Below are 24350 nucleotides of genomic sequence, written 5' to 3'. Positions count from 1 at the left end.
TGTCTATCTCATGATGGTGTCACGACTCCCACAGCCGCTCAATCACGGTCACATTCGCTGTGCCAGCCTGATCTCCGACTGTGACGGCCACTCTGCTGTCGCAGAGCAGGGAGCAACGCGGCCATCAGACTTGCACCCATGCCGACCAGCGAATGCCCTAGCGCAATGTCGCCGCATGTGGCGATCATGCCGAATGCCCTAAAAGCGGCTTGTTACAGGTGTCGGGGTGAGGGACCAGAGCCGCTATCGGCTGTTTGCGCAGACCGACAACTGCAAATATACAAGCGGCTCTAAAGACGCACATCAACGACCTCCTGAGAGCTCAAATTCCTATCTACGCCTTCCCTTCAATGGCTACGGAGCCACTTCTGTAATGAAGATCCCACTCTTACATCCCCACGACAAACTTTGTTGCGAAAAACATCGACGAACTTTGCTAGATGCGACGAACCTTAATAAGAAAAACACCATGGCAAACATGATCAATGATCGCGAGAAGCATAAGGGTTTTTACTGGAAAGCATCGCCCTCCACATAGCGCGGTGCACCCAAGGTATCGGCAAAGCTTATAGCTAGCGGAAAATAACATGTACTGCCAAGGCTCCGGAATTTCTATATTTCATTTCCATGACGGCAGAAGTTCGTGAACAGCACTGATGGTGTAGGCACGCGTCGGCCGATATCTTTCAGGAGCCCTCCATGCCCACCTCTTCACGCACTCGCGGCTGCACAAATAGCCTCAATCGCAGCTTCGGCCTGCTCTCGCTGGCGATTGCCAGCTCCTTGTGGACCCTGGCCGCGCCGCAGGCGCTGGCCGCCGACGCCTATCCAAGCAAGCCTGTCAAGCTCATCGTGCCTTTTGCCGCCGGCGGCTCCACCGATATCGTGGCCCGCGTGATTGCCGAAGGCATGCACACCACGCTGGGGCAACCGGTGATCGTGGACAACAAGGGCGGCGCAGGAGGACTGATCGGCAGCGAGGCCATCGCCCAGGCAGCTCCGGACGGCTACAGCATTGGCATGGCTACCGTGAGCACGGCCACAATCAACCCCCTGCTCTACAAACGCGCCAGCAAGATTGAGGGCAAGCTGCTGCCGGTGGCCAATCTGGTGACCATGCCTTCGGTCTATATGGCCCACCCCAAGATGGGCGTGAACAACTTCAAGGACTTTCTCGCCAAGGTCAAGGCCCAGCCAGGCACCTACAGTGCCGGAGTGCCAGGCCTGGGAACGCTGGGACATCTGATGGTTGCCTCGTTCAACGAAACCATGAAGACCCAGATCCAGATCGTGCCCTATCGCGGCAACGGCCCTGCACTCAATGACGCCTTGGCCGGCATGGTTCAGATCATGACCGATCAGTTGCCCTCGGCAATGCCCCAGATCAAGGGCGGCAAGCTGCTTCCCGTGGTGGTCGCCTCACATGGCCGCTCGCCCGACCTGCCCAATGTGCCGACCTTCAAGGAACTGGGCTACGACGAACTCAATGAGCTGGGCATCAGCTGGTTCGGTTTGGTCGTCCCCAGCAACACACCAGCCCCCATCGTGAAACAGTTGCAGGACGCAGCTGTCAAAGCAGTCCACCTGCCCGAGGTACAAAAGCATCTGAAGAATCTGGGCGCTACAGCGACCGAGGCGGCGCCCTCCCAGTTCCCAGCCCAGATCGCCGCCGAACTCAAGCGCAACAAGGCCCTGCTCGACAAGACCGGCGTCAAGCCCGAATAAGAGCCCGTCCTGCAGCCCGCCGGTTGCTTCTTCATGCCCTATCTTCTTCACCACAGCTCAAGGACCCTTTTGCCATGCAAGCGATGAGCGCCCTGCAGGATTTTTTTCAACGCGAGACACCACGCATGACGGCATTGGCCGACCAGATCTGGTCTCTGGCCGAGCTGCGCTATGCCGAGAACGCTTCGGTCCAACTGCACATCGATGCGCTACAGCAGGCTGGCTTTCGCATCACCCGCGATGTAGCAGGCATTCCCACCGCCTTCATGGCCGAATGGGGCGATGCAGGCCCGGTCATTGCCTTGCTCGGTGAATACGACGCCCTGTCAGGCCTGAACCAGCAAAGCGGTGCTCTGGTTTGCACCCCGTCCACCGACAGCCCCGGTCTGGCCGGCCACGGCTGCGGCCACCATCTACTGGGAACTTCTGCGCACTTTGCCGCCATTGCGCTGCAACAGCACCTGAAAAGCACCGGCACGAGCGGGCGTGTGCGCTATTACGGCTGTCCAGCCGAGGAAGGCGGCTCCGGCAAGACCTTCATGGCCCGCGCCGGCGTGTTCGATGATGTGGATGCAGCACTGACCTGGCACCCAGCCAGCTACACCGGTCTGTTCAGCCAAAGCACGCTGGCCAATATTCAGGCAAAGTTTGTCTTCCACGGCAAGGCATCGCATGCCGCGCACTCGCCCCACCTGGGCCGCAGTGCCTTGGATGCAGTGGAGCTGATGAACGTGGGGGTGAACTATTTGCGCGAGCACATGCCCTCGGACGCCCGCGTGCACTACGCCGTCACCGATAGCGGTGGTCTGTCGCCCAATGTTGTGCAGGCGCGCGCCGAAGTGCTGTATCTGGTGCGGGCAGCACGCAACCACGAAGCCAGCGAACTCTATGAGCGCGTTCAGAACGTGGCGCGTGGTGCCGCGCTGATGACGGACTGCAAGCTCGAAATCGTCTTCGACAAGGCCTGCTCCAATCTGCTGCAAAACAGCACGCTGAACAGCGTGATGCATGCACAGATGCAGGCACTGGGACAGTTGCAAGCCGATGCGCAGGCGCATGCTGTTGCCGGCCAATTCCAGGCCACGCTGGACAAAAACGATGTCGATGCCGTCAGCCGCCCCTTGGCCAGTGTGCTGCGCGGCAAGGTGCCGGCCATTTTTGAAGGTCTGACGCCCTACGACCCGAACGCCAAAGACATCATGTTCGGCTCCACCGACGTGGCCGATGTGAGCTGGATCACGCCCACGGTTCAGGCCTGGGTGGCCTGCTATGCTTTTGGCACACCGCTGCACTCCTGGCAGATGGTGTCGCAAGGGCAGTCCGGCCTGGCTCACACCGGCATGGTGCACGCCGCAAAAATTCTGACCGCCACCGCTGTGGAACTGTTCGCCCAGCCCGAGTTGCTTGAACGCGCCAAGAAAGAACTAGTGCAACGCCGCGAGGGCAAGCCCTATGTCTGCCCCATTCCAGAAGAGGTAGCCCTGCCCTTTTTGCGAAAGTAAGTTGGCAGCGGCTCCTCCTCTGAAAGGAATTTCGGCAACTTCAAAGCAAAAATCCCTGCAAGCGCCCGCCAGGATTGAGGATTCGCCATGCGCGCCAGCTTGCTCTGCCTCAAAGCGACAGCAGCCAAAGCTTGATGCAGCACAAGCCCCCGGCCAGACCGAGCGGCCATAGTGAGACATGCCGCAAGACTGCGGAAACTCAACAGGGAGGCACCATGAAGCTGATGATTGATCTCTTTTCCACCGACTACGGGCTGATGAGCCTGGCCGTGATTTTGCTGATCATCGTCATGGCCGCTTTCTTTACGCGCCTCTTCCTGGGCAAGATGAAGAACGTCGCCAGCACCCCATTGGAGTAAATCCAGACTTCATAGCGCACTGCGCATGCACTGCCTTGGGTTGCTGGCGATATGACGCGGTTTGAGTGCAAAAAAGGCCGGAGCTTTCACTCCGGCCTTTTTCTTGAGCGCATCGCCCAGCGCGCTCAGTAATGCGGCGGCAGCTCGTCGCGCAGATTGCGCACCATCGCGCCCCCGCCTTCTGGCGCTTGGCGCTTGAGCTCCCTCACCTCGTTGATCAACAGATCGATCTGCTGCTGCTGGCGGTAGATCGTCATATTGAGTTGCTCAAGCAAATCCTCGGTGTAGCTGGCCTTGATCTCCAGCTCCATGATTCGCTCTTGCAAGGCCTCGTGACTGTCGCTCATGACTTCAGCGCCTTGGCAAGGCGAGCAATGCCTGCGCGAATCTTGTCCTCGTCAGCCGTGGCAAACGAGAGGCGGAAGGTCGCCGAATCAGGGTTCTGTGCATAGAACGGAGCGCCCGGTACAAAGGCCACGCCCTCTTCAATGGCCTTCTTGGCCAGCACGGCCGCATCCGCCAATTGGCCACGCGCGCCCGTCAGGCGCACCCACATGAACAGGCCGCCGGCAGGCTGCACGAACTCGACGGCATCGCCCAGTTGCTCGCGCAGCGCATCACCCATGGTTTCCGCGCGCTTGGCATAGACCTCGCGTACATGGGCCAGGGTCTTGGGCATGGCGCCGGACTTCAGATACTGGGCTGCAGTGGCCTGGGCAAAGGTGCTCGTATGAGCATCGCTGAACTGCTTGCACATCACGGCGCGAGCAAGCAATTCGGGATGTGCGATCAGCCAGCCGATACGCAGACCAGGGCTGAGCACCTTGGACAAGGAACCGCAGTGAGCCAGCCACTCTCGGCTGCCGGGGACTTCGCGTGTCAGCGACAGCAGACTGGCAGGAGGCGCTTCATTGAAGTACAGATCGCCGTAGGGGTCGTCTTCCACCACCAGAGTCTGGTACTTGACGGCCAGCTCCAGCACCTTTTTGCGGCGTTCCAGACTCAGCATGGCACCACTGGGGTTGCCAAAGGTCGGGATCAGATAGACCAGCTTGGGCTTGTGCTCGGCAATCAGCTTCTCCAGTTCGTCGGTCTTCACACCATGCTCATCCACAGGGGCGGAGATCACCTCTGCGCCATAGAGGCGAAAACACTGAATCGTGGCCAGGAAAGTCGGGCCTTCGACGATGACCTTGTCACCCTCTCCCACCATGGTCTTGCCCAGCAGGTCCAGCGCCTGCTGGCTGCCGGTGGTGACGATGAGTTGATCGGGCGCCACATCGGGCACGCCCTTGCCGGCCATAAAGGACGACAGTTGCTCGCGCAGCGGATGGTAGCCCTCTGTCGCACCGTACTGCAATGCGGCTCCCGCCTCCTGCTGCAGGGCTGCCGCGGAGGCAGCGCTGATGCCCGCTACGTCAAACATGGCGCTGTCCGGAAAGCCGCCCGCAAAGCTGATGATGCCTGGCTTGCCCAGCAGCTTGAAGAGTTCGCGGATCGCAGAGGTTTCTACGTTATCGAGTCGTTTGGCAAATTGCATACGTTTTCTTGGTTAAAGCGCTACGGGAATCTCGTCGCTGCTTGAGCGGCAGATGCCCATTGTGGCGCGCGAATCGCCCCAGAGACAGGAAGTGGCTTTTATGTAGGCGCTATTCCATGCCGCAAGTAATCAAACTCCTACCAAAATACAAAAGTTGATAGCAATTGTTAATTGCGCATAACTTCGTGTCTCAAACTTTGAATTGGACAGCGCCAAGCCTCTGACAAGAACATACGCCTACCGATCAACGGACCGCGTATTTGACGGATTTTTTCACTTGTTTTTGGGATGGAGGATTTATGCGTACTACTACTTTTACCGGCAAGGCACTGTCTGTTGCCATTGACGGCAAGACCCCGTTAAGCCTGCGCAGCCTGTGTGCCGTAGCCTTGGTTGCCAGTCTGGCTGCCTGTGGCTCCAGCGGCTCTCTGCGCAGCGACCTCGGACCCGACGGCACCGGCGGCGGAGATGTTGTTGCCGGAGGTGGCACTGGTGGCGGTACCGGAGGCGGAACGGGCGGTGGCACTGGTGGAGGCACAGGCGGCGGTACCGGTGGTGGCAACACCGGCGGGGGTGATGGCGGCACGGGCAACCCGCCTGTGGCAAGCACTCCGCTCACGCCGGTGCGCGACACCGTGGCGGATGTCACAGGAACGCTTTCCGGAACAAGTGGCGTCATCAGCGACGTCAACAACATCGTGACCTCCACTCTGGGCACGGCCACCAACGGCACGCCTCTGAGCGGTGTGGCCCAGCCGGCCAGCGGAATTCTTGGCAATGTGAACAATGCCGTCAACAGTGTGGGTAGCGGCGTCAGCGCAGGCCTGGGCCAGATCGGCAAGACGGCCGACCCCATCGGCACCACCTTGCAAGGCGTGGCTCCTGCTGTCGGCTATCTCGGCGCTGCGGTCACTTCGGCAGGCAAGACGGTCAGTGCGCTGGACAAACCTCAGCTTGGCGTGGTCGGCGATGTGGCGGGCCTGGCGGGCGGCACGGTGCAAATCCTTGGCACCACCGTTTCCGGTGTCGAAGGCACGGTGGCAAAGCTGACCGGCAACCCGCTGGTCTCGGGTCTTACGACTCAGGTCAGCCAGGTCGCCACACCGGTACTGAGCACCGTCCTGGGCACGACCCAGAATCTGGTTCAGACCACGGGCCTGGGCCAGCCGGTGAACAGCTTGCTGGGCACCGTGGGCGGTGTGGTCAATCATGTGGGAGCTTCCGTCACCAGCACCGGGGTTCCGGTTGTGGCTCCGCTGGGCGGCGTGGTTTCGGGTGTCGGTCAGACCGTGGCCGGCCTGGGTGGCGTGGTGACAGGTCCCGGCACGCCTAACGGCGGCCTGCTCGGCGGCGTGCTCGGCAATGTCACGGGCGGCGCGGGTGGCTCTGCCGGCGGCTCCGGCAATATCGTCGGCGGCGTGCTGGGCTCGGTCACAGGCCTGGTGGGCGGCGTGACCGGTGGCGTGAGCGGCGGCGGAAATGCCGGCAGCCCAGTTGCAGGAGCAGGCAATCTGGTCGGTGGCGTGCTGGGTAGCGTGACCGGGCTGGTCGGCGGTGTCGCAGGATCAGCAGGCGGAGCAACAGGAGGCAGCGGCAATGCCGGCACCGCAGTCACGGGCCTGGTGGGCAATACCGTGGGCACGGTCACCGGCCTCGTGGGCGGCGTGCTGGGCGGCGTGACCAATGTCGCGGCTGGTGCAGGCGCTGCAGGTGGTGCAAGCGCCTCGGGTGGCCTGCTGGGTGGACTGCTGGGCGGCAATCTGGCGCTCGGCCTGGGCGGTGGAGCGGTAGCCACCAGCAAATAAGGGAAACAGCGGTGGCCAGTGCACCGCTTGAGCCTGGCCCGCCTTCAGGCGGGCTTTTTTACGACAGCCCCATACCCAGTTCTGGGGATGTAGGGAACAATGAGAGCCATAAAAATAGAACAGGAGGGACTTTTGCAGTCAAAAGCAAAACCACAGGGCCGCATCGGCTACAGGATTCAGGCACTGGCACTTGCGGCCTGGGCTCCTCTGGCCTGGTCACAGCAGGGCGGCAATCCGCTCAACAGCCTGCCCCAGACGCCCGAATCCGCAAGGAATCTGCAACAGCAGCCCAGGCAGGTTCCGGTGCAGATAGACAAGCCCCAGCCAAGTCTTCAGGATCTCATCAACCTCCGGGTCGCAGTACGTGGCGTCAACGTGCAGGGAAGCACGGCGATTCCTTTCGAAGAGGTCAGCGCGCTTTTCACGCCCTTCATCAACGGCACGCATACGGTGGGCGAGCTCAATGCCGCGACCCAGAAGGTCAGCGAGCTGTATCAACGCCATGGCTACGCCCTTTCTTTTGCCTACCTTCCTCCGCAGGACTTTGCCAATGGCGCGGTGCAGGTCATCGTGGTCGAAGGCTATGTGCAGAGCTTGAATCTGGAGGGAAATTTCGGTCGCTCCGAGGACCAGATACGCGAAATTGCCCAGCCGCTGCTCAATGAGAGGCCTTTGACCACCAAAACCTTTCAGCACCAGACCCAGCTGATGGCACGCCTTCCAGGAGTGCAGATCACCGCGTCGGCCAATCTGCCGACCACCACCGATGGTGCGGTGCCCCTGGTCATCAAATCCAAGCACAAGCCCATTGCCGTCACCGTCGGGGGCGAAGCGCGCAAGCCCACACCGCGCATCATTGCCTCCCTCACCCTGAACGACCCTCTGTGGTCAGGCAGCCAGCTTCAGGCTTCGGCGATGTTGCAAAACCCCGACAAGGAGCGTTTCGGCAGCATCGGTTTCACTCAGCAGCTGACACCCGAGGGCACGCAGGCACGTGTCAGCTATTCCGACTATCGCAGCTTCAACCCGCCGGCAACGCGCGTTCCCGGCATTGATGACCTGACACAGCAGCGCAAGCTGGACTTCAATATCAGCCACCCATGGATCTTGAGCAATACCACCCAGCTCAGCACCACGGCGGGTCTGTATGCCATCAACTACAGCCGTGAACTGGCCGATAGCCAGGCCTCCCTGCTGCGTGAGGAAAAGGTTCGCACGCTCTATGCGCAAATGGCCTGGGCGTCCTTTGGCAAGACCACTACCCGTTCGGCTTCGGTCCTGCTGGCCCACGGCCTGGACAGCCTGGGAGCCTACAAGAATCTGGACCTCTACTATCGGCAGGGCACTCTGCAAAAATATGAAAACCCGGCCAAGCTGGACTTCACACGCATCACCGCCGACTATGCACAGCGCCATCGCTTCGCGAACAAGATGGGCGCCGCTTTTGCCGTGGGCGGGCAATACAGTGCCGACATTCTTCCCGTCCCGGAGAAAATCTCCTTTGGCTCCACCCGCTTCGGCCGCGGCTATCAGGCTGGCGAGTTCTCAGGCGATTCCGGCGTAGGCGCCAGTGCCGAGCTCAACTACCAGTTCCTCATCAACCAGGCCTGGATCAAGTCGGCCGAACCCTATCTGCTCTATGAGTGGGCACGCACGCATCAGCAGACCAACGGCGTCAGCGGCAATACGCTGCGCTCTGCCAGCCTGGGGCTGCGCCTGTCCGACAGCCGCCATTACGCACTCGACCTTGCCATGAGCAAGCCGCTGGGCGACCGCTCCGTCAACAACCCCGAGCGGGAGCTGCGCTACAGCCTGGTGCTGAGCTACAACCTGGACCCCTGAGCCGCCCAGCCCATGGCATCCGAGCCGCTGTGCAACGCAGCGGCTTTTTTTGTTCGGTCCCACGAACCACAAGCCACAATATCGCCCATGAAGAAAAACGATATAGCGCCGTTTTTTGCTGCGCTCAAGGCCGCCAACCCCACGCCACAAACCGAGCTGGAATACACCACGGTGTTCGAGCTACTGACCGCCGTGCTGCTGTCTGCCCAGGCCACCGACGTAGGGGTGAACAAGGCCACGCGCAAGCTTTTTCCTGTTGCCAACACTCCGCAGGCCATTCTGGATCTGGGGGGCGAGGGATTGGAGAGCTATATCAAGACCATAGGCCTGTACCGCAGCAAGGCCAAGCATCTGATGGAGACCTGCCGCATGCTGGTTCAGCTGCATGGCGGCCAAGTACCCAGAACCCGCGAAGAGCTCGAAGCCCTTCCCGGTGTAGGCCGCAAGACCGCCAATGTGGTGCTCAACGTGGCTTTCGGTCAGCCCACCATGGCCGTGGACACGCACATCTTCCGCGTCAGCAACCGCACGGGGCTGGCACCCGGCAAGAATCCGCTGGAAGTCGAGAAGCAACTGCTCAAGCGCGTACCCGACGAATACGCAGTGGACTCCCATCACTGGCTGATCCTGCTGGGCCGCTATGTCTGCCAGGCGCGCAAGCCCCGCTGCTGGGAATGCGTGGCTTCTAGATACTGCGATTTCACGCCCAAAACCCCGGCACCGGCAACTGGAAAAAAGAGCTGAAAACGCCTCAAGCACATATACACAAGGCGCTTGCAGCTATATTTTTGCAAGTGCCTCAGCTCTTGCCGCTGACGCCGGCCGATTCAAAACTGGCCATTTCGTTGAGCATGGTGCAGGCCGAGCGCAGCAGCGGCCAGGCCAGTGCCGCGCCAGAACCCTCACCCAGACGCAACTGCCAGTCCAACATGGGTTGGGCCTGAAGGTGGGCCAGCAGGCGGGCATGACCCGGTTCACCCGATCGATGCGCATACACGCAGCGCTGCAGCACATGGGGCTGCAGGCGGCTGGCCACCAGCACGGCGGCCGTGGTGATAAAGCCGTCCACCACGATCAGGCGGCGTTCGGCAGCGGCCTGCAGAACGGCTCCCGTCATGGTGGCGATCTCCAGTCCGCCCATGGCTGCCAGCACGGCCAGGGGATCTTGCACGTCGACATGCAGATCCAGCACCTGACGGAGCACGGCGATCTTGCGCGCCAGGCCTTCGCTGCTCAAGCCCGTACCCGCCCCGGTCACCTCCTCTATCGGCTCGCCGCACAGACGCGCCTGCAGCAATGACGCGCTGGACGTATTGCCGATACCCATCTCGCCCAGCAACAGTGCATTGCCCGGCAGTTTCTTGACCAATTCCCCGCCATTGCGCAGCGCCATCGCACATTGCGCTTCGCTCATGGCCGGGCCCTGGCTGCAGTCCGCCGTGCCATAGGCCACCTTGCGCCGCCACAGGCGTGGCTCATGGGCCTTGGGAAGCTTGTGTGCAGGATCTTGCTCGCGCACCTCAAAGTCGCGGGCCACGCCGCAGTCGACCACATTCAGATCAATTCCATTCTGCAGAGACAGCACGCTCACGGCCGCGCCGCCAGCGAGGAAGTTCTCCACCATCTGCCAGGTCACATCGACCGGATAGGCCGACACACCCTGAGCAGCCAATCCGTGGTCCGCGGCAAATACCACCATCTGCGGTGCATACAGATTGGGAGTCTCGCAACCCACGATGCTGGCAATGCGCAAGGCCAGTTGTTCCAGCACGCCCAGCGATCCCTGGGGCTTGGTCTTGAAATCCAGGCGATGCTGGACACGGGCTTGAAGCGCCGCGTCATGGATGTCCTGCACCTGCGGGCAGGACCAGATGGCGGACGGTAGGAATTCGGAAAAGGAAGCGGAACTCATGCGTGCAGTCATTCCCGGTGCATCAGGCCTGAGTGCCATCCACCACCGGGATGCGGAAGGCACGTTTTTGGGATCCTGCAAGTATCGCGCTTTCATCGGCACCGCAACGCCAAGTTCGCCGATTGCTCAGGAGCAGCATGAAAAAAGGCCCCTAAGGGCCTTGGCTGAAGACGCGGTAAAAGCCTCAGCGAATGACTTCCTCAACCGTGATTTCGCGCAGGATGCCGCCATCCTTGACCGAGCCGCTGACAGCGCCGTCCTTGACACGCGCCATACAGGCCTGCTGGTCGATTTCGGTCTTGAACACCGCGCAGCGGGCGTAGGCATTGCGCTCGTACTGGCTGAGGCCTTGGCCGTCGTCGAGCTTGCCCTTCTTGGCTTCGGCACTTGCCGCCATCGCCTCGCGTGAAGACGAATTGCTCTCGCGCATGGGGCGCTGGCCCTTGTGATGATGGCGGTGGTGGTGCTTTTTCATCGCAGGCTTGGCCGCATCCATCGCAGCTGCCTCAGCCGCCGGCTTGGCTGCATCCACTTGTGCGCTGGCCATGCCTGCCAGCGACAGAAGCGCTGCACCCAAAGCCAGTTGAAGAGTCTGAACCTTTAAAAAAGCCATACGCAACTCCATTCCAAAAAGTGAATAGCTCGGTCAGCTTGCACGCACTCTCAGGCTGGGCTTATCGGTTCAGCGGCTATGCGTCCGCAGGAACAATCCTACAAATCAGGCCAACGCTTGGAGCGCGGTCGGCTCAAACCATTGCTCCACGCCCTGCGCCAGCCGCTCAAACACCTGCTCCAGACTGGGTGCATCGTGGCCGAACAGCGCATGGATCACCTCGGCGTTTTCAAACAGGCCGTGCAGATAGGTACCGATGACAGCGCTGTTGCCTCCCTGCCATAGCATGCCGGGCAACAACTCCTGAGCCGGTCGCACACTGGCTGCCTGCATGTCGGCTCGCAGCTGGGTCTGGCCGTGGTGGATCTCGTAGCCACGTGCCGGCACGCCGCTCAGGGCATTCCATGGGGCTTGCAGCGCAGGCAGTTGCAGGGTCGTGGGTTGCACGGTCTTGTCCTGCGCAAACAGGGTCGCCAGCGGCAGCAGGCCCAGGCCTGCGGCATTGCCGTCCACTCCATGCAGATCGATCAGCGCCTCGCCCAGCATCTGCAGACCGCCGCAAATACCCAGCACACGCTTGCCGAGTCCGACATGAGCAACGACGGCTGCATCCAGCCCTTGTCCACGCATCCAGGCCAGGTCGGCAGCCGTGGCCTTGCTGCCCGGCAAAATGACCCAGTCCGCCTCGGCGAGTTGCGCGGGAGAGCGAGCCCAGACCACGCGCACGCCCGGCACTTGCAGCAGGGGCTGAAATTCATCGAGATTGCTGATGCGCGGATAGGCGATGATGGCAATCGTGGTGTGTACGGCCCGCCCGGCCCCCGTGCTGCCGCGATCATCGAACACACCGTCCTCTTCGGGCAGACCGTGCTGGAACTGCATGGGAATGCAGGCCACCGTGGGCACCCCCGTCTTCTCTTCCAGCATCTGGGGCGCCGGTGCCAGCAGTGCTGCATCGCCCCGGAACTTGTTGAGCACAAAACCCTTGATGAGCTTTTGCTCATCCTCGGGCAGCAGTGCCCAGGTGCCGTAGAGATGGGCAAAGGCGCCGCCACGGTCTATGTCCGAGACCAGCAGGCAATGTGCGTTGCAATGTTTGGCCACGCGCATATTGACCACATCGCTCGCATGCAGATTGATTTCGGCCGGGGAGCCGGCGCCTTCGATCACCACCACATCGTTTTCGGCACGCAACTCGTCCAGCGCCTGCGCGATCTGCGGCCAGACCTTGAGGCTGCGCCCCCTCCAGGGCATGGCGCTCAGCTCGTCATTGACCTGTCCGAACAGCACGACCTGGCTGCGCGTGTCGGCCTCGGGCTTGAGCAACAGCGGGTTCATGCGTACATCGGGAACCGCACCCGCGGCCAGCGCCTGCAGATACTGGGCCGTGCCGATCTCACCCCAGCGGCCCTCGGGCGTGGCCACAACGCGCGCGTTGTTGCTCATGTTCTGCGCCTTGAACGGCGCAACCTTCAGGCCCTGGCTGCGGTAGTAGGCACACAGTGCCGTAGCCACCCAGCTCTTGCCCGCGCCACTGCTGGTGCCCAGCACCATGATGCAACGTGCTGTCATGTCTCAGGTCTCGGTTGGGATCGGCAGCACCACGCGCTGCAGGATTCGGGCCAGCGCCTCGCCGGGATGGGTGCACATGCCCATATGCGAGGGCGAGGTCTGGATGATGCTGCTGCGCTTGGCCGTGAGCCAGTGATAGCGTGCACGCATGGGCAGCTGCGCAATCGGCCCGCCATCGACCCGGCCTTCGCAGATGGCCACGATGGAGCCCAGGTGACGGTGCACGGCCTCCAGATCCACATTCGGGTCCAGCGCCAGCAGACGCTGTTCGTCAAGGGCCACGGCCGCCTGCAGATGGCCGGTGCGCTGGCAGGAGAGGATGACACCCGCGTTCACAAATTCCTCACGCTCCACGCGCGGCACTACCCGCACGATGGCGTAGTCGTAGACCTCATGCGCGTGCATCGATCACTCCTTGCAACCAGCGGCCACGCTCGGCGAGCCGGGCCACGAAATAATTCACGTAGGCCGCGCGATGGGCCTGCACATTCTTGAGCACATCGCCCTCTTTGTCGGCGGCGGCCTGCTCCAGAAAGCAGTCGGGCACCTCGTCCAGAATGCTCTTCAGCACCTCGGGCCCCAGCCTGGCGGCCAGCTGCGCATCCAGCTGCGCCAGCTGGCTGGCCTGCGGCAGCAGCACATGCTCGGCACTGGGCGCAAAAGGCTTGGCCGGATCGGTAACCACTCCATTCCAGGCATGGTGAAACGTCAGACTCGCGCCATGATCGATCAGCCAGGGCTGCTTCTGGTACATCAGCATATTGGTGTTGCGCGCCGTGCGGTCCACATTGCTGACCAGGGTGTCGAACCACACGAGGCGCGAGGCAAAGTCGTCGTCCACCGCGTCCACTGCCGGGTCAAAGTTGATGGAGCCCGGCAGATAGTCCAGCCCCACGTTCAGCCCGTCGCTGGCGCGAATCAGGTCCTGAATCTCGGGGTCGGACTCGGTGCGGGACAGGTCGCCGTTCAAGTGCAGCAGCACGATCTCGGGCACCGGCAGGCCCAGCGCGCGAGCCATGCCACCCGAGATGATCTCGGCCATCAGCGCGCGCACGCCCTGCCCGGCTCCCCGGAACTTGAGCACATAGGTGCCCAGATCGTCGGTCTCGACAATTGCCGGCATGGAGCCGCCTTCACGCAGCGGCGTGACATAGCGCTCCACCAGCACCGAGCGCAGCTTCAAGGTTTCAGTGTCCATGGGAAATGGTAGCGCCTTGCGCCCATCAGGTCTGATCGACAAGGTCATTGGATGCTTTTCCAGGCTTGCTCCAGCGCAGCCTGCGACACGGGCGGCAGCACACCCAGCCGCACATGGCCGGCCAGACCAAAGCTTGCACAGTCGCGCAGCTTGATGCCCTGGGCACGCAGGCCGGCCAGAGGCGCGGCAAGCTCCGCCAGCGGCAGACTTGCGACAAAGTAATTGGCCTGATGACCGGGAACGATCTGCCAGCCCAGTCTCTCGCACAGCGCCAGCTGCTGCGCCTTCCAGCGGCGCAAGGTCGTCAGGCTGTGGGCCAGCCATTGCTGAACCTCGTCCGTCACCCAGGCCTGCAGCATGGCCACGCCATGCGAGCCCACCACCCAGGATGCCGCCAGCGCGTTCAGCGCCTGCAGCTCTGCCGCTGCGGCCTGCAGGGGAGCAATCGCATAGGCCGCCCGCACGCCCGTCATGCCCAGAGCCTTATTCGGCGTCCACAGTTGCCAGACCGTGTCGAAATTGCGCACGGGTGGCTGCTCCTCCAGCCATAGCGGACGATAGGCGCAGTCCAGCACGCGCCATTCCTTCTGCGCCGGCGGCTGCTGCCAGGCAGGCCAGACGTCTTCCACCGCCCCCAGCGGGCTTGATGGCTCGCAGGCCCAGCTGAGCACCGGCGCCACGGCCGCTTCTGTGCGGCGGCACAACGCCAGCCGCCACACCCGCGCGGCCTGCAGATAGTCGCCATAGTGATGCTGGGGAAACTGCACGCTTTTGGCACCGCTGCGCACAGCGTGCAGCGTGAGGCGATGAATCAGCTCGCTGCTGCTGCCGCCGATCAGGATGCGCTCCACCGCCACGCCATGAAAAGCTGCCAGCTGCGCGCGCAATGCCCTGTATTGCGGATCGGGGTACTGCGCGACATGGGCAGCCTGCAGCGCCTTCACGGCCATGGGACAAGGCCCGCAGGCATTGCGATTGGTCGAAAAATCATGCGCCGGAACGCCCAGCGCATCGGTACCGCCATGCATGGCTGCCGCATTCACATCAAACATTGGCAAGCAGCCATCCTCTCCACACAACAATCAAAATCATAGCTGCTAACGCAATCAGGACATGCACTGCAATCACTTTTGATGCAAATCTTACAGACATCTCCAGATCAACCGCCTGCGGTGCCCGCCCCTGCGGGTTGAGTCGATAGACGCCGGGTTTGGAAAGCTGAACCCCTATTGCCTGCGCCATGGCGCCCATGGGCCAACCACCATTGGGCGATGGCGTCACGGCTGCATCGCGCCTCAAACCGGCCCAGGACAGGCCGCCAGCCAGCAGCGCCAGCCACATTGCGGTGATGCGCGCCGGAATCCAGTTGAGCACATCGTCGGCGCGGGCCGCCCATTTGCCCGCCCATTGCCAGTGGCGGCGGCGGTCGCCCTGGCCTCGCCAGCCGGGGTAGCCCCACATGGCATCGGCCGTATTGGCAAAACGATAGACGGCCGCCCCGGGCAAACCGGCCACGGCAAACCAGAACAGCGGAGCAATCACGGAGTCGCTGAGGTTCTCGGCCAGCGTCTCGATGGCGCTTTCGCGCACGGTGGCCTCGTCCAGCTGTGTCGTGTCGCGGCTCACCAGCCAGCTCAGGCGCTCCCGCCCGGCGGGCAGCGATTGCTGCAGAGCGGCTTCCACGGCCAGCACCTCATCCCTGAGCATGCGCCAGGACAGCAGCGGCTTGAGCAGCACCCCCATCACCAGACCCCAGAGCCACCAGGGGGCAAAACCCAGCATGAACTGGGCCAGGCCATAAACCATGAAAAACAGAGCTGCCAGTGCACACCAGACAAGCGCTGCCAGGCAAAACCGCAGATAGTCACTCTGCACTTCGGCACGCGGTGCAAGTACCTGCCCCGACCAGCCCAGCAATTTGCCCATCAGCACCACGGGGTGCAGCCACACCGGCGGCTCGCCCCAAAGCCGGTCCAGCAGCAGGGCCACCAACACGGCCAGCAAGCCAGCCTGCACATTGGCAGCCCAGTTGAGCGCTGCCAGATCACCGGCGGTAAATGTCTGATAAAGCCATGCCAGTGGACTGAGAGAAAGACCGATCAGCTCAGTCCAGCCAAAACTCGTCATGCGTCTGTTTTGCCCTTCGCGGCGCACGGCCCACTACCCTGCTTGCCCTTGGTGGCCGCAGCCACCACGCGCGAGTCATCCCAGACATCGTCCATCAGCATGTCTTCCAGAGGTGCCCGGCAGGCCCATTTCTCCTGCTGCAGCATGGGCTCGGCATAGTAGGCATCGACAGGGCCCAGGCAGAGCACGCCCAGCGGATGGGCGCCTTCAGGCATCTGCAGCAATCTGGCCAGCGCCAGCGGATCGAAAATCGAGACCCAGCCCATGCCCAGACCTTCGGCACGCGCGGCCAGCCAGAGGTTCTGGATGGCACAGGCGCTGCTGGCGATGTCCATCTCGGGCAGGGTGCGGCGGCCGAAGATATGTGCCTCGCGTCCCGGCGGCATGGCGACAACCAGCACCTCGGCCGCATCGAGCACACCCTGGACCTTGAGCTTCATGAAGTCTTCTTCACGTTCGCCCAGGGCATGGGCGGTGCGCACGCGCTCCTCCTCGATCAGACCGTGGATCTGCAGGCGCAATTCGGCGCTCCTGACCCGAATAAAGCGCCAGGGCTGCATGAACCCCACGCTGGGCGCGTGATGCGCTGCACGCAACAGGCGCAGCAAGACCTCGTCGGCCACCTTCCCGCCCGCAAAATGGCGCATGTCGCGGCGCTCATAGATGGCGCGGTAGACGGCATCCCGCTCGGCCTCGGTAAAAGGCGTTGCAGCAATCGTCGCGAAGGAGCTGGTCTTGGATTCGGTCATGGAACTATTGTCGCGCCACAGACATGGCAAAAGCCATCAGTCTTCGATACCTCTTTGAGCGGGAATACCCGCCTGGAAAGCATGTTTGATCAGCGTCATCTCGGTCACGGTGTCGGCGATGTCGATGATCTCCTGCGGGCAGCGGCGGCCCGTCAGGCAGACATGCACATCCTTGGGGCGTGCCTTGAGCGTGTCCAGCACCTCCTGCAGCGGCAGCCAGCCATAGATCAGCGGATAGGTGATCTCGTCGAGCACGACCAGAAACAGCTCGCCCGAGAGAATATCGGCCTTGGCCTTTTCCCAGCCGTCACGCGCCAGCTGGGCGGAGTGATCGAGGTCCCTGCTCTTCCAGCTGAAGCCATCGCCCAGCCCTTCGATGGGCAGACCGACCTGCTCGGCCAGGCGATGCTCGCCAAAGCGCGCCGTCGGCACCTTCATGAACTGGTAGACCTTGACGGCCTTGCCTCGGCCCGTGGCACGAAAGGCCAGACCAAAGGCGGCCGTGCTCTTGCCCTTGCCATTGCCGGTGTTGACGATGATCAGGCCGCGGCGCTCGCCCTCGGGCTTTTCGTAAGGCTTCTCGGTGGGAGGAGTTTCAATATTCATAGCTACTCTCGCTCGTCTATCAAGGGCTTAAGGGCAAAAATTCAAAAATTACGGCCGAGCTCAGCTCAGGCGCGGCAGGGCCAGCCACAGGCCGTCGAGTTCGCGCACCTGTATGCGCCGGTCAAACACGGCCTCCAGCGCGGCATGGGTGGCAGGATCGCCGCAAGCGCCCTGGTGGGTGATACGGCCGGCCTGCATGACGACCATCTCGTCGGCCAGCAGGGCAAAGGACAGCTCGTGCAGCACGCTGACCAGGGTCACGCCTTGCTGCACCAGACTGCGGGCCGTCAGCATCCAGTCGGTCTGGTGCGGCGGGTCAAGATTGGCCAGCGGCTCGTCCATCAGGAGGGTCCGGGCCTGCACGGCCAGGGCCCGCGCCAGCAGCACGCGCTGGCGTTCACCGCCCGATAGCTGGCCTATACTGCGCTGGCGCCAGTCCCAGGCATGGGTCTGGCGCAGCGCCTGCTCCACGGCCTGCCGGTCGGCGTTCGAGGCCGGTGCCAGCCAGCCCTGGTGGGGCAAGCGCCCCAGCATGACCAGGTCATAGACGGCCATATCGGCCGCAACGGGCTGATTCTGGCCCAGCCAGGCCAGTGCCTTGGCACGCTCTCTGCCATTCCAGTCGCCGAGCTTGCGGCCCTGCAAAAACACGGCACCGCTTTGCCGCTGGTTGGCGGCACGCATGCCAGCCATGGCGCGCAGCAGCGTGGACTTACCCGCGCCATTGGGGCCGACGATGGCCGTCCAGCGGCCTTTGGGAATCTGCAGACTGAGCTGACACAGCACCTCGCGCTCGCCCAGTTGCACGCTCAGAGCCTCGGTCGCCAAAGCGATTCCGGTCTCGGCATTGCCGCTCATGCGCCCTCTCCAGACGGCATGGCGCCACGTTTGTGCATCAGCCAGAGCAGATAGCTGCCTCCCAGCACGGCGGTGAGCACCCCCACGGGCAGCTCCTGAGGTGCGATCAGCCAGCGCGCCAGCAGGTCGGCAGCCAGCAGCAGCACCGCTCCCATCAGACTGCTGAGTGCCAGCAGCCAGCGGTACAGCGCACGCACCATGGAACGCACCAGATGAGGTGCAGCCAGGCCTACAAAAGCGATCAGGCCGGTCTGCGCCACGGCGGTGCCCGTGGCCAGAGCCAGCAGCACGATCAGCAACAGACGCAGCGGCGCCAGCGGCAGGCCCAGACTATGGGCCGTGGCCTCGCCGAGTGCCAGCCCGTCGAGCACGCGGCTCAGGCAGCAGGCCAGCAGCAGCGCGGGCAGCAGCACCCACAGCATGAGTGCGCAGGCATTCCAGCCCGCAAAGGCCGTGCTGCCCAGCATGAAGGATTGCATGGCCTGCATGATGTCGGGGTTCATCAACAATACCAGCGATGCGGCGGCGCCTAGCACCACGCCCACCACCACACCGGCCAGCAGCAGGCGCATGGTGTTCTGCACGCCCTTGGCCAGCACCAGGGTCAGCACCACGGCAAGCACGGCACCGGCAAAAGCCGCACCCGTCACGCCCCAGCGGGCCAGGCCGGCCAGAGCGAAGGGCGAGACACCCAGGGCAGCCATGGCCAGCGCCACGCCCAGCGACGCGCCCGAGGCACTGCCCAACAGATAAGGGTCCGCCAGGGGATTGCGAAACACACCCTGAGCAATCGCTCCCGCCAACCCCAGCAGGCCGCCAGCCAGCAACGCGGCAGCCGTGCGCGGCAGACGAATGTCCATCACGATCTGCCAGGCCAGTGGGTCATGCCGGGCATGCAGCACGCTCTCGAACCCGGTGCTGCCGATACCCGCGCCCAGCAGCGCCAGCAAAGCCGCAGCCAGCGTCAGCCACAGCAGCAGCCAGGCAGTGGCCAGCCCGCGCTGCCCCCTGCGGTGATGACTGGAGATGCTGGCTTTCATGGGCTCTTGCCCTGCCTCGCCGCCAGACGCTGCAGACACTGGACGATGATCTGCGCCCCCTCCGCCATGCGCGGGCCGGGGCGCACCAGAATGTCGGATTGCTCGGGCGTGAAGGCGCAGATCGCGCCCTGCTTCACCGCCCGCATCTGGGCCCAGCCCGGGTATTCCGGCACACCGGTTTTCCAGGACCGCTCGCCGGCCATCAGAATGTCCGGGTCCAGCTTGACCACATATTCGGGGTTCAGGCGCGGAAACGGTCCTTGCCTGGCATCGATCACATTGCGCAGCTGCAGCCGCGCCAGTGTCTGGCCGATAAAGGACTTTTCACCGGCGGCGTAGGGGCCACGGCTGGCTTCAAAGTAAACACGCTGACCGCGCATGGCATCGGGCACGCTGGCTGCGGCCTTGTTCAGGTCGGCTTCGATTCCGGCCCAGACGCGGTCTGCGCCCTGGGCTGGCGGCAAGGCCAGCAGCTGGCCCAGCTTCTGCATCACAGTGCGCGCTTCCTCGTGGGTGCGCGGCTCCAGCGCCACCACCTTGAGACCCAGCGCCTCCATTCGTGCAATGGCCCGTGATGCCATGGAAACCAGCACCAGATCGGGCTTGAGCGCCACAATGCTCTCGATGTTCGGATCCAGCCCACCACCCACCACGGGCAAGGTCTTCACATGGGCTGGCCAGTTGGAATAGCGATCCACCCCCACCAGACGCTCGCAGCCGCCCAGCGCGCACAGGCTCTCGGTCAGCGAGGGCAGCAGGCTGACGATGCGCTGCGGCGGCTTGGCCAGCTGCACCTGGACGCCACGCGCATCGGAAATCTGCACGGGTTGCGCCGCCACCGACAAAGCCCCGGCCAGGCCGCAAACAAGCAGCGCAGCAGCGGCAAACCGTTTTACGGTGGCCCTCATGCCTGCGGCCCTTTCAGCGCCAGCGGCAAGCCGGCGCACATCAGCGTGACGCTTTCGCAATGCGCAGCCGCCTGCTGATTGAGCAAGCCCAGCGCATCGACAAAGGCGCGCACTTCGCGGCCCATGGGAATCACGCCCAAGCCAATCTCGTTCCCCACCAGAATGACGGGGCCGGCGGCTTCATCCAGCGCTTTCAAAAAGAGAACTAGCTGCTCTTTCCAGTCAATGGATTGAGGCTGATTTCCTTTCAAATTCTCAGCCTGCACCGGCATCAACCAGTTCGTCAGCCACAAGGTCAGGCAATCAATCACCAGCAGCCGCTGCGGGCTGCTGTGCAGGGCCAGCACCTGGGCCAGCTCGCGCGGCTCCTCTATGGTCTGCATGCCGGGCACGCGCTCGGCACGGTCACGCTGGTGGCGTGCAATGCGCTCGCTCATTTCCGCATCCCAGGCCTGGCCGGTGGCCACCAGCGCTGCCTGATGCCCGGCATCCGCCTGCAGCCACTGGTGCGCCAGCAACTCTGCGCGACGGGATTTGCCACTTTTCTGCCCGCCGAGAATCAGCTGGGTACGCGGCATGACGAAGGAGACTGTGCTTGCAGGGCTCATGGTGATGGACTAAAGGCTCAGCCTTCGATTGTTGCGCCAAAAAGCGCCGCCACAGCCGACGGGCAGGACGGAAACCAGGCATGAAAGTAACTGGCCCGCACACTGCCATGCTGATACAGCGCCTCGCCACGGTCGGCCTGCACGGCCGCCCCGGGGCGGCTGCTGCGCGTGAGCACCGGCATGGCTGTCTCCAGCCTTGTGTAGTGAAAGGTATGACCGCGCAGCAAGCCCGCATCCAGTGCCAGCTGCTGCATGCCCAGACCGCCAAGCCGGCTTTGCATGACGACCTGACCGGGCAGCAGCCCCCACATGGGCTGGGTACTGCCGTCCAGGGCGGTCACTCCGTCACACAGGGCCAGCATGCCGCCGCACTCGGCCCAGACCGGCTTGCCCTGCGCCATATGCTCGGCAATGCCGTCGCGCAACTGCCGACTCTCATGCAGGGCCCGCGCATGCAGTTCCGGATAACCGCCGGGCAGCCAGATCGCATCGCAGGGCGGCAGCGCCTCGCCAGCCAGCGGCGAGAAAAAGCACAGCTCTGCCCCCATGGCACGCAGACAGTCCAGATTGGCGGGATAGATAAACGAAAACGCCGCATCACGCGCAATGGCAATGTGACGGCCACTCAGCCAGGGCTCCAGCCGAGGCTGAGCCGCGTCAGTGTCGGGCGCGGTAAAGTCCACGCACCAGTCCTGCCAGCTGGGCTGACCGTCGTCCGAGCTCCAGGCCCGTTGCCCCAGCGGCGTCTGGGCCAGGGCATCGGCTGCGGCATCCAGGCGCTGCAGGGCATCGCTAAGCTCGTGGGCGGCGATCAGGCCCAGATGGCGCTCGGGCAGCAGCGCCGCAGACCTTGCCTTGACTGCCGCATCGCCCAGTTGCACCCCGGGCATGGCCCCCAGCCACAGTGACTGGTCGCGCAGGCCTTGCCTGAGCAGATCGGCATGGTGAGCCGTAGCCACCCGGTTGGCCAGCATGCCGGCCCAGCGCAGGCCGGCCTGGTAATGCTGCAAGCCGTAGGCCAGCGCCCCGAAAGTGCCCGCCATGGCCGAGGCATCAACCACGGCCAGCACGGGCAGCCCCAGCAACTGCGCCAGATCGCCCGCGCTGAAGTTGCCGTCGAACAGGCCCATCACGCCTTCGACAAGAATCAGGTCGGCCTCCTGGGCCGCCTCATGCAGGCGCTGGCGCACATCCGCCTCGCCCGTCATCCACAAATCTACCGAATGCACGGGCGAACCACTTGCCAGCTCATGCCAGTAAGGGTCCAGAAAATCCGGCCCGCACTTGAACACGCGCACCTTGCGTCCCTGGCGCGCATGCAGGCGAGCCAGGGCTGCCGTGATGGTGGTCTTTCCCTGGCCGGAGGCCGGAGCACTGATCAAGAGCGCAGGACAGCGCAGCCCTGCTTCATGCATTGCGGTGACTGTCATGGCCTCTTACCTGGCTTCCCACTTCACCCCGATATAGCCGCTGCGGCCTTCGGTGGCATAGGTTCGGGCCAGCTCATAGCGCTTGTCAGCCAGATTGTTGATGCGCGCCACCAGGCTCCATTCACGTGTCAGCTGCTTTTGTGCACTCAGATTCCAGAGCGTGTAACCGCCCAGCACGGTCTTGTTGGCAGCATCGTCAAAGCGCTTTCCGGCGGCCTGCATTTCGGCGCCCAGCCTCCAGCCGGCCAGTGTGGTGTCGGCAGACAGATTGGCGTAACGCTTGGAGCGGCGAGCCAGTTGCAGATCCTTATCGGTATCGCGCGGATCCTGGAAGTCCACCGAACCTTGCAGATTCACCATGCCCAAGCGGGTGGTGGCGGCCAGGGTGATGCCTTCGTAACGGGCCTTGGCCACGTTGGCATAGCAGCCGCCGTATTGGCCGGTATTGCCCGCACAGGTGCCCGTCCCACCCACATAGTTGATGAGATTGGAGACATTGTTGCGATAAAGCGTGGCCGAGAAGCTGTCGCTGCCCTTGCCCCATTTCAGGCCCAGTTCCACATTGCGGCCTTTTTCGGGCGACAGGCTGGCATCGCCATATTGGCTGAAGCGCTGATAGAGCGTAGGTGCGCGAAAGGCAGTGCCGGCCGATGCGGTTGCGCGCCAGTTGGGCATGAACTCATAGCCATACGCAGCGCTGCCCGTGGTGTGGCCGCCGAACTCGCTGTCACGGTCATGACGGGCGTTGAGCTGCAGCGTGTGCTTGCCAGCATGCAGGCCATAGCCCAGTGCCAGTGCGTTCTGGGAGCGATTGCGGCTGCCGATATCCAGGCCGTTGTTGACCAGCTTGTCCTCACGGCGTTCCAGCGCGGCCGTCACAGTCTGCGCTCCCAACCGCCACTCGTTCTGGAACAGATAGCTGTGCAAGCGTGTGTCGGTTTCATAGACGCTGGGCTTGGTCTGGTAGAAATCGCGTGACTGCGTGTACTGAAGGCGCGTGCTGTACACATCGCTCCACTTGGCCAGCCAGTTCAGGCCGACCGCATTCATCTTGTAGATGCTGCGGTCGTCAGCCATGGGGCTGGTCTTGGAGACGGTGGCGTCATAACCCGCATTCATGTAGCTGGTCAGAGCCGTGGCTTCAACACGTTGATTGTTGTTGATCTGGTAGCCCACACGCCCGTTGAAGGCATTGTTGCGATAACCATCGGCATCGGGATTGAAGCCCGCAGAGGTCTTGGCATTGAAGCCGTTGCTGCTGGCATGCGAAACACCCAGGCTATAGTCCCAGCCCGCGACGCCGCCGCTGACGCCGGCCTGAGCCTTCACCGTGCCACGACTGCCCCAGCCCAGGCCCACATAGGGCTTGGCTTTGCCCTCGCCTTTTTTGGTGAAAATCTGCACCACGCCGCCGATGGCGTCAGAGCCGTAGACAGCCGCCGCCGGGCCTCGCAACACTTCAATTCGGTCGATCGCTTCCAGCGGAATATCCTGCCAGGAGGCCCCGCCCGTGGACTGAGAGTCCACGCGCACGCCATCGATATAGACGGCAGTGAAGCGCGTGTCGGCACCGCGCAGATAGACGCTGGTGGTCGAGCCAGCGCCGCCGTTGCGCACCATTTGCACACCCGGCAGACGCGAAAGCACATCGGCCACACCCACGGCACCCGCCGTTTCAATCGTTTCACGGCCCACCACCGACATATCGGCCACCAGATCGGACAAAGGCTGCTCGATGCGATTGGCGGTGACCACGGTTTCTTTCATCTGCACCGCATCGGCCTGTGCAGCTGACTGAGCCTGTGCGGCAAACGCCACTGCCAACGCAGATGCCAGAAGAGTGGGACGGAGAACAAACGATGCGCGTGCGCGCGAAGCCACCTGCGCCATGCGCAGGGACGAAGATTGCGGACTCATGGAAAGCACACTTGAATACGCCCACATCAGCCTACCCGC

Annotated in this window: 23 protein-coding genes; 6 read left to right on the top strand and 17 right to left on the bottom strand. The window is 63.1% G+C overall.

Annotated features, from left to right (window positions below):
• Positions 1 to 699: 699 nt before the first annotated feature.
• The 3 genes from CTR2_RS10330 to CTR2_RS10320 all read left to right on the top strand — a co-directional run bounded on the left by CTR2_RS10330 (position 700) and on the right by CTR2_RS10320 (position 3586).
• The gene (locus CTR2_RS10330) at positions 700 to 1725 is read left to right on the top strand and encodes a tripartite tricarboxylate transporter substrate binding protein BugE (RefSeq protein WP_087084164.1); all 1026 of its coding nucleotides are present in this window, start codon (positions 700 to 702) and stop codon (positions 1723 to 1725) included.
• A 74-nt stretch (positions 1726 to 1799) separates the two neighbouring features.
• On the top strand, positions 1800 to 3227 hold the full coding sequence (locus CTR2_RS10325; protein WP_087084165.1) for a M20 family metallopeptidase: 1428 nt from the start codon (positions 1800 to 1802) through the stop codon (positions 3225 to 3227).
• Between the two features lie 215 nt (positions 3228 to 3442).
• Positions 3443 to 3586: a DUF3149 domain-containing protein gene (locus CTR2_RS10320; RefSeq protein ID WP_012837967.1), complete on the top strand. Its 144-nt coding sequence runs from the start codon at positions 3443 to 3445 to the stop codon at positions 3584 to 3586.
• Between the two features lie 125 nt (positions 3587 to 3711).
• On the opposite strand, the gene CTR2_RS10315 is transcribed toward CTR2_RS10320, so the two are convergent.
• Together CTR2_RS10315 and CTR2_RS10310 are read right to left on the bottom strand one after the other, a co-directional pair.
• Positions 3712 to 3933 carry a SlyX family protein gene (locus CTR2_RS10315; protein ID WP_003063015.1) on the bottom strand — a complete coding sequence of 74 codons (222 nt, stop codon included), beginning with the start codon at positions 3931 to 3933 and terminating at the stop codon, positions 3712 to 3714.
• The gene (locus CTR2_RS10310) at positions 3930 to 5126 is read right to left on the bottom strand and encodes an aminotransferase-like domain-containing protein (protein WP_087084166.1); all 1197 of its coding nucleotides are present in this window, start codon (positions 5124 to 5126) and stop codon (positions 3930 to 3932) included. Before CTR2_RS10310 ends, CTR2_RS10315 begins: the two co-directional genes overlap by 4 nt.
• 299 nt (positions 5127 to 5425) lie before the next feature.
• Here CTR2_RS10310 and CTR2_RS10305 point away from each other — a divergent pair, with 299 nt between their 5' ends.
• The 3 genes from CTR2_RS10305 (at position 5426) to nth (ending at position 9517) form a co-directional block, all read left to right on the top strand.
• A complete protein-coding gene (locus CTR2_RS10305; protein WP_087084167.1) occupies positions 5426 to 6931 on the top strand; it encodes a collagen-like triple helix repeat-containing protein in 1506 nt (501 codons plus the stop codon).
• A gap of 132 nt (positions 6932 to 7063) precedes the next feature.
• The gene (locus CTR2_RS10300) at positions 7064 to 8773 is read left to right on the top strand and encodes a ShlB/FhaC/HecB family hemolysin secretion/activation protein (protein ID WP_176391674.1); all 1710 of its coding nucleotides are present in this window, start codon (positions 7064 to 7066) and stop codon (positions 8771 to 8773) included.
• A gap of 87 nt (positions 8774 to 8860) precedes the next feature.
• Positions 8861 to 9517 carry an endonuclease III gene (gene nth / locus CTR2_RS10295; protein WP_087084168.1) on the top strand — a complete coding sequence of 219 codons (657 nt, stop codon included), beginning with the start codon at positions 8861 to 8863 and terminating at the stop codon, positions 9515 to 9517.
• Between the two features lie 55 nt (positions 9518 to 9572).
• Here the strand turns inward: nth and cobT are convergent, their stop codons facing one another.
• The 15 genes from cobT to CTR2_RS10220 form a co-directional block, all read right to left on the bottom strand.
• The gene (gene cobT / locus CTR2_RS10290) at positions 9573 to 10685 is read right to left on the bottom strand and encodes a nicotinate-nucleotide--dimethylbenzimidazole phosphoribosyltransferase (RefSeq protein WP_087084655.1); all 1113 of its coding nucleotides are present in this window, start codon (positions 10683 to 10685) and stop codon (positions 9573 to 9575) included.
• 184 nt (positions 10686 to 10869) lie between these two features.
• Positions 10870 to 11298 (bottom strand): hypothetical protein, encoded by a 429-nt coding sequence (locus CTR2_RS10285; protein ID WP_087084656.1) that lies wholly within the window; start codon positions 11296 to 11298, stop codon positions 10870 to 10872.
• A gap of 105 nt (positions 11299 to 11403) precedes the next feature.
• The gene (locus tag CTR2_RS10280) at positions 11404 to 12870 is read right to left on the bottom strand and encodes a cobyric acid synthase (protein WP_087084169.1); all 1467 of its coding nucleotides are present in this window, start codon (positions 12868 to 12870) and stop codon (positions 11404 to 11406) included.
• A 3-nt stretch (positions 12871 to 12873) separates the two neighbouring features.
• A complete protein-coding gene (locus CTR2_RS10275) occupies positions 12874 to 13275 on the bottom strand; it encodes a DUF3037 domain-containing protein (RefSeq protein ID WP_034392377.1) in 402 nt (133 codons plus the stop codon).
• Positions 13262 to 14047, bottom strand: coding sequence for a HipA family kinase (locus CTR2_RS10270; protein WP_087084657.1), 786 nt, complete (start codon positions 14045 to 14047; stop codon positions 13262 to 13264). The genes CTR2_RS10275 and CTR2_RS10270 overlap by 14 nt, the downstream gene beginning before the upstream one ends.
• 65 nt (positions 14048 to 14112) lie before the next feature.
• Positions 14113 to 15120 carry an aminotransferase class I/II-fold pyridoxal phosphate-dependent enzyme gene (locus CTR2_RS10265; protein WP_087084170.1) on the bottom strand — a complete coding sequence of 336 codons (1008 nt, stop codon included), beginning with the start codon at positions 15118 to 15120 and terminating at the stop codon, positions 14113 to 14115.
• Positions 15113 to 16195 (bottom strand): adenosylcobinamide-phosphate synthase CbiB, encoded by a 1083-nt coding sequence (gene cbiB / locus CTR2_RS10260; protein WP_087084171.1) that lies wholly within the window; start codon positions 16193 to 16195, stop codon positions 15113 to 15115. The genes CTR2_RS10265 and cbiB overlap by 8 nt, the downstream gene beginning before the upstream one ends.
• Complete coding sequence (bluB, locus tag CTR2_RS10255; RefSeq protein WP_087084172.1) at positions 16192 to 16944, bottom strand: 5,6-dimethylbenzimidazole synthase; 753 nt, start codon at positions 16942 to 16944, stop codon at positions 16192 to 16194. The genes cbiB and bluB overlap by 4 nt, the downstream gene beginning before the upstream one ends.
• Before the next feature lie 36 nt (positions 16945 to 16980).
• Positions 16981 to 17550 (bottom strand): cob(I)yrinic acid a,c-diamide adenosyltransferase, encoded by a 570-nt coding sequence (gene cobO, locus CTR2_RS10250; protein ID WP_087084173.1) that lies wholly within the window; start codon positions 17548 to 17550, stop codon positions 16981 to 16983.
• 60 nt (positions 17551 to 17610) lie between these two features.
• Entirely contained in the window at positions 17611 to 18408 is a 798-nt protein-coding gene (locus tag CTR2_RS10245) for an ABC transporter ATP-binding protein (RefSeq protein ID WP_087084174.1), read from the bottom strand.
• Complete coding sequence (locus CTR2_RS10240; RefSeq protein ID WP_087084175.1) at positions 18405 to 19448, bottom strand: FecCD family ABC transporter permease; 1044 nt, start codon at positions 19446 to 19448, stop codon at positions 18405 to 18407. The genes CTR2_RS10245 and CTR2_RS10240 overlap by 4 nt, the downstream gene beginning before the upstream one ends.
• Positions 19445 to 20356, bottom strand: coding sequence for an ABC transporter substrate-binding protein (locus tag CTR2_RS10235; protein WP_140401056.1), 912 nt, complete (start codon positions 20354 to 20356; stop codon positions 19445 to 19447). The genes CTR2_RS10240 and CTR2_RS10235 overlap by 4 nt, the downstream gene beginning before the upstream one ends.
• Positions 20353 to 20934 (bottom strand): bifunctional adenosylcobinamide kinase/adenosylcobinamide-phosphate guanylyltransferase, encoded by a 582-nt coding sequence (locus CTR2_RS10230; RefSeq protein WP_087084176.1) that lies wholly within the window; start codon positions 20932 to 20934, stop codon positions 20353 to 20355. Before CTR2_RS10230 ends, CTR2_RS10235 begins: the two co-directional genes overlap by 4 nt.
• A 47-nt stretch (positions 20935 to 20981) precedes the next feature.
• A complete protein-coding gene (locus CTR2_RS10225) occupies positions 20982 to 22394 on the bottom strand; it encodes a cobyrinic acid a,c-diamide synthase CobB (RefSeq protein ID WP_254913392.1) in 1413 nt (470 codons plus the stop codon).
• 6 nt (positions 22395 to 22400) lie between these two features.
• Positions 22401 to 24311 carry a TonB-dependent receptor domain-containing protein gene (locus CTR2_RS10220; RefSeq protein ID WP_087084178.1) on the bottom strand — a complete coding sequence of 637 codons (1911 nt, stop codon included), beginning with the start codon at positions 24309 to 24311 and terminating at the stop codon, positions 22401 to 22403.
• Between the last annotated feature and the right edge of the window lie 39 nt (positions 24312 to 24350).

It is taken from the genome of Comamonas thiooxydans (assembly GCF_002157685.2).
Taxonomy (GTDB): Bacteria; Pseudomonadota; Gammaproteobacteria; order Burkholderiales; family Burkholderiaceae_C; genus Comamonas; species Comamonas testosteroni_H.
The sequence above is the reverse complement of the archived record's forward strand: the minus strand, read 5'-3'. Positions and strand labels throughout refer to the sequence as shown.

What these genes read in the sequence shown, in the direction of transcription:
- CTR2_RS10330 (WP_087084164.1), top strand. Translation starts at nt 700, where the DNA reads ATGCCCACCTCTTCACGCACTCGCGGCTGCACAAATAGCCTCAATCGC.
- CTR2_RS10325 (WP_087084165.1), top strand. Translation starts at nt 1,800, where the DNA reads ATGCAAGCGATGAGCGCCCTGCAGGATTTTTTTCAACGCGAGACACCA.
- CTR2_RS10320 (WP_012837967.1), top strand. Translation starts at nt 3,443, where the DNA reads ATGAAGCTGATGATTGATCTCTTTTCCACCGACTACGGGCTGATGAGC.
- CTR2_RS10315 (WP_003063015.1), bottom strand. Translation starts at nt 3,933, where the DNA reads ATGAGCGACAGTCACGAGGCCTTGCAAGAGCGAATCATGGAGCTGGAG.
- CTR2_RS10310 (WP_087084166.1), bottom strand. Translation starts at nt 5,126, where the DNA reads ATGCAATTTGCCAAACGACTCGATAACGTAGAAACCTCTGCGATCCGC.
- CTR2_RS10305 (WP_087084167.1), top strand. Translation starts at nt 5,426, where the DNA reads ATGCGTACTACTACTTTTACCGGCAAGGCACTGTCTGTTGCCATTGAC.
- nth (WP_087084168.1), top strand. Translation starts at nt 8,861, where the DNA reads ATGAAGAAAAACGATATAGCGCCGTTTTTTGCTGCGCTCAAGGCCGCC.
- cobT (WP_087084655.1), bottom strand. Translation starts at nt 10,685, where the DNA reads ATGAGTTCCGCTTCCTTTTCCGAATTCCTACCGTCCGCCATCTGGTCC.
- CTR2_RS10285 (WP_087084656.1), bottom strand. Translation starts at nt 11,298, where the DNA reads ATGGCTTTTTTAAAGGTTCAGACTCTTCAACTGGCTTTGGGTGCAGCG.
- CTR2_RS10280 (WP_087084169.1), bottom strand. Translation starts at nt 12,870, where the DNA reads ATGACAGCACGTTGCATCATGGTGCTGGGCACCAGCAGTGGCGCGGGC.
- CTR2_RS10275 (WP_034392377.1), bottom strand. Translation starts at nt 13,275, where the DNA reads ATGCACGCGCATGAGGTCTACGACTACGCCATCGTGCGGGTAGTGCCG.
- CTR2_RS10265 (WP_087084170.1), bottom strand. Translation starts at nt 15,120, where the DNA reads ATGTTTGATGTGAATGCGGCAGCCATGCATGGCGGTACCGATGCGCTG.
- cbiB (WP_087084171.1), bottom strand. Translation starts at nt 16,195, where the DNA reads ATGACGAGTTTTGGCTGGACTGAGCTGATCGGTCTTTCTCTCAGTCCA.
- bluB (WP_087084172.1), bottom strand. Translation starts at nt 16,944, where the DNA reads ATGACCGAATCCAAGACCAGCTCCTTCGCGACGATTGCTGCAACGCCT.
- cobO (WP_087084173.1), bottom strand. Translation starts at nt 17,550, where the DNA reads ATGAATATTGAAACTCCTCCCACCGAGAAGCCTTACGAAAAGCCCGAG.
- CTR2_RS10245 (WP_087084174.1), bottom strand. Translation starts at nt 18,408, where the DNA reads ATGAGCGGCAATGCCGAGACCGGAATCGCTTTGGCGACCGAGGCTCTG.
- CTR2_RS10240 (WP_087084175.1), bottom strand. Translation starts at nt 19,448, where the DNA reads ATGAAAGCCAGCATCTCCAGTCATCACCGCAGGGGGCAGCGCGGGCTG.
- CTR2_RS10235 (WP_140401056.1), bottom strand. Translation starts at nt 20,356, where the DNA reads ATGAGGGCCACCGTAAAACGGTTTGCCGCTGCTGCGCTGCTTGTTTGC.
- CTR2_RS10230 (WP_087084176.1), bottom strand. Translation starts at nt 20,934, where the DNA reads ATGCCGCGTACCCAGCTGATTCTCGGCGGGCAGAAAAGTGGCAAATCC.
- CTR2_RS10225 (WP_254913392.1), bottom strand. Translation starts at nt 22,394, where the DNA reads ATGACAGTCACCGCAATGCATGAAGCAGGGCTGCGCTGTCCTGCGCTC.
- CTR2_RS10220 (WP_087084178.1), bottom strand. Translation starts at nt 24,311, where the DNA reads ATGAGTCCGCAATCTTCGTCCCTGCGCATGGCGCAGGTGGCTTCGCGC.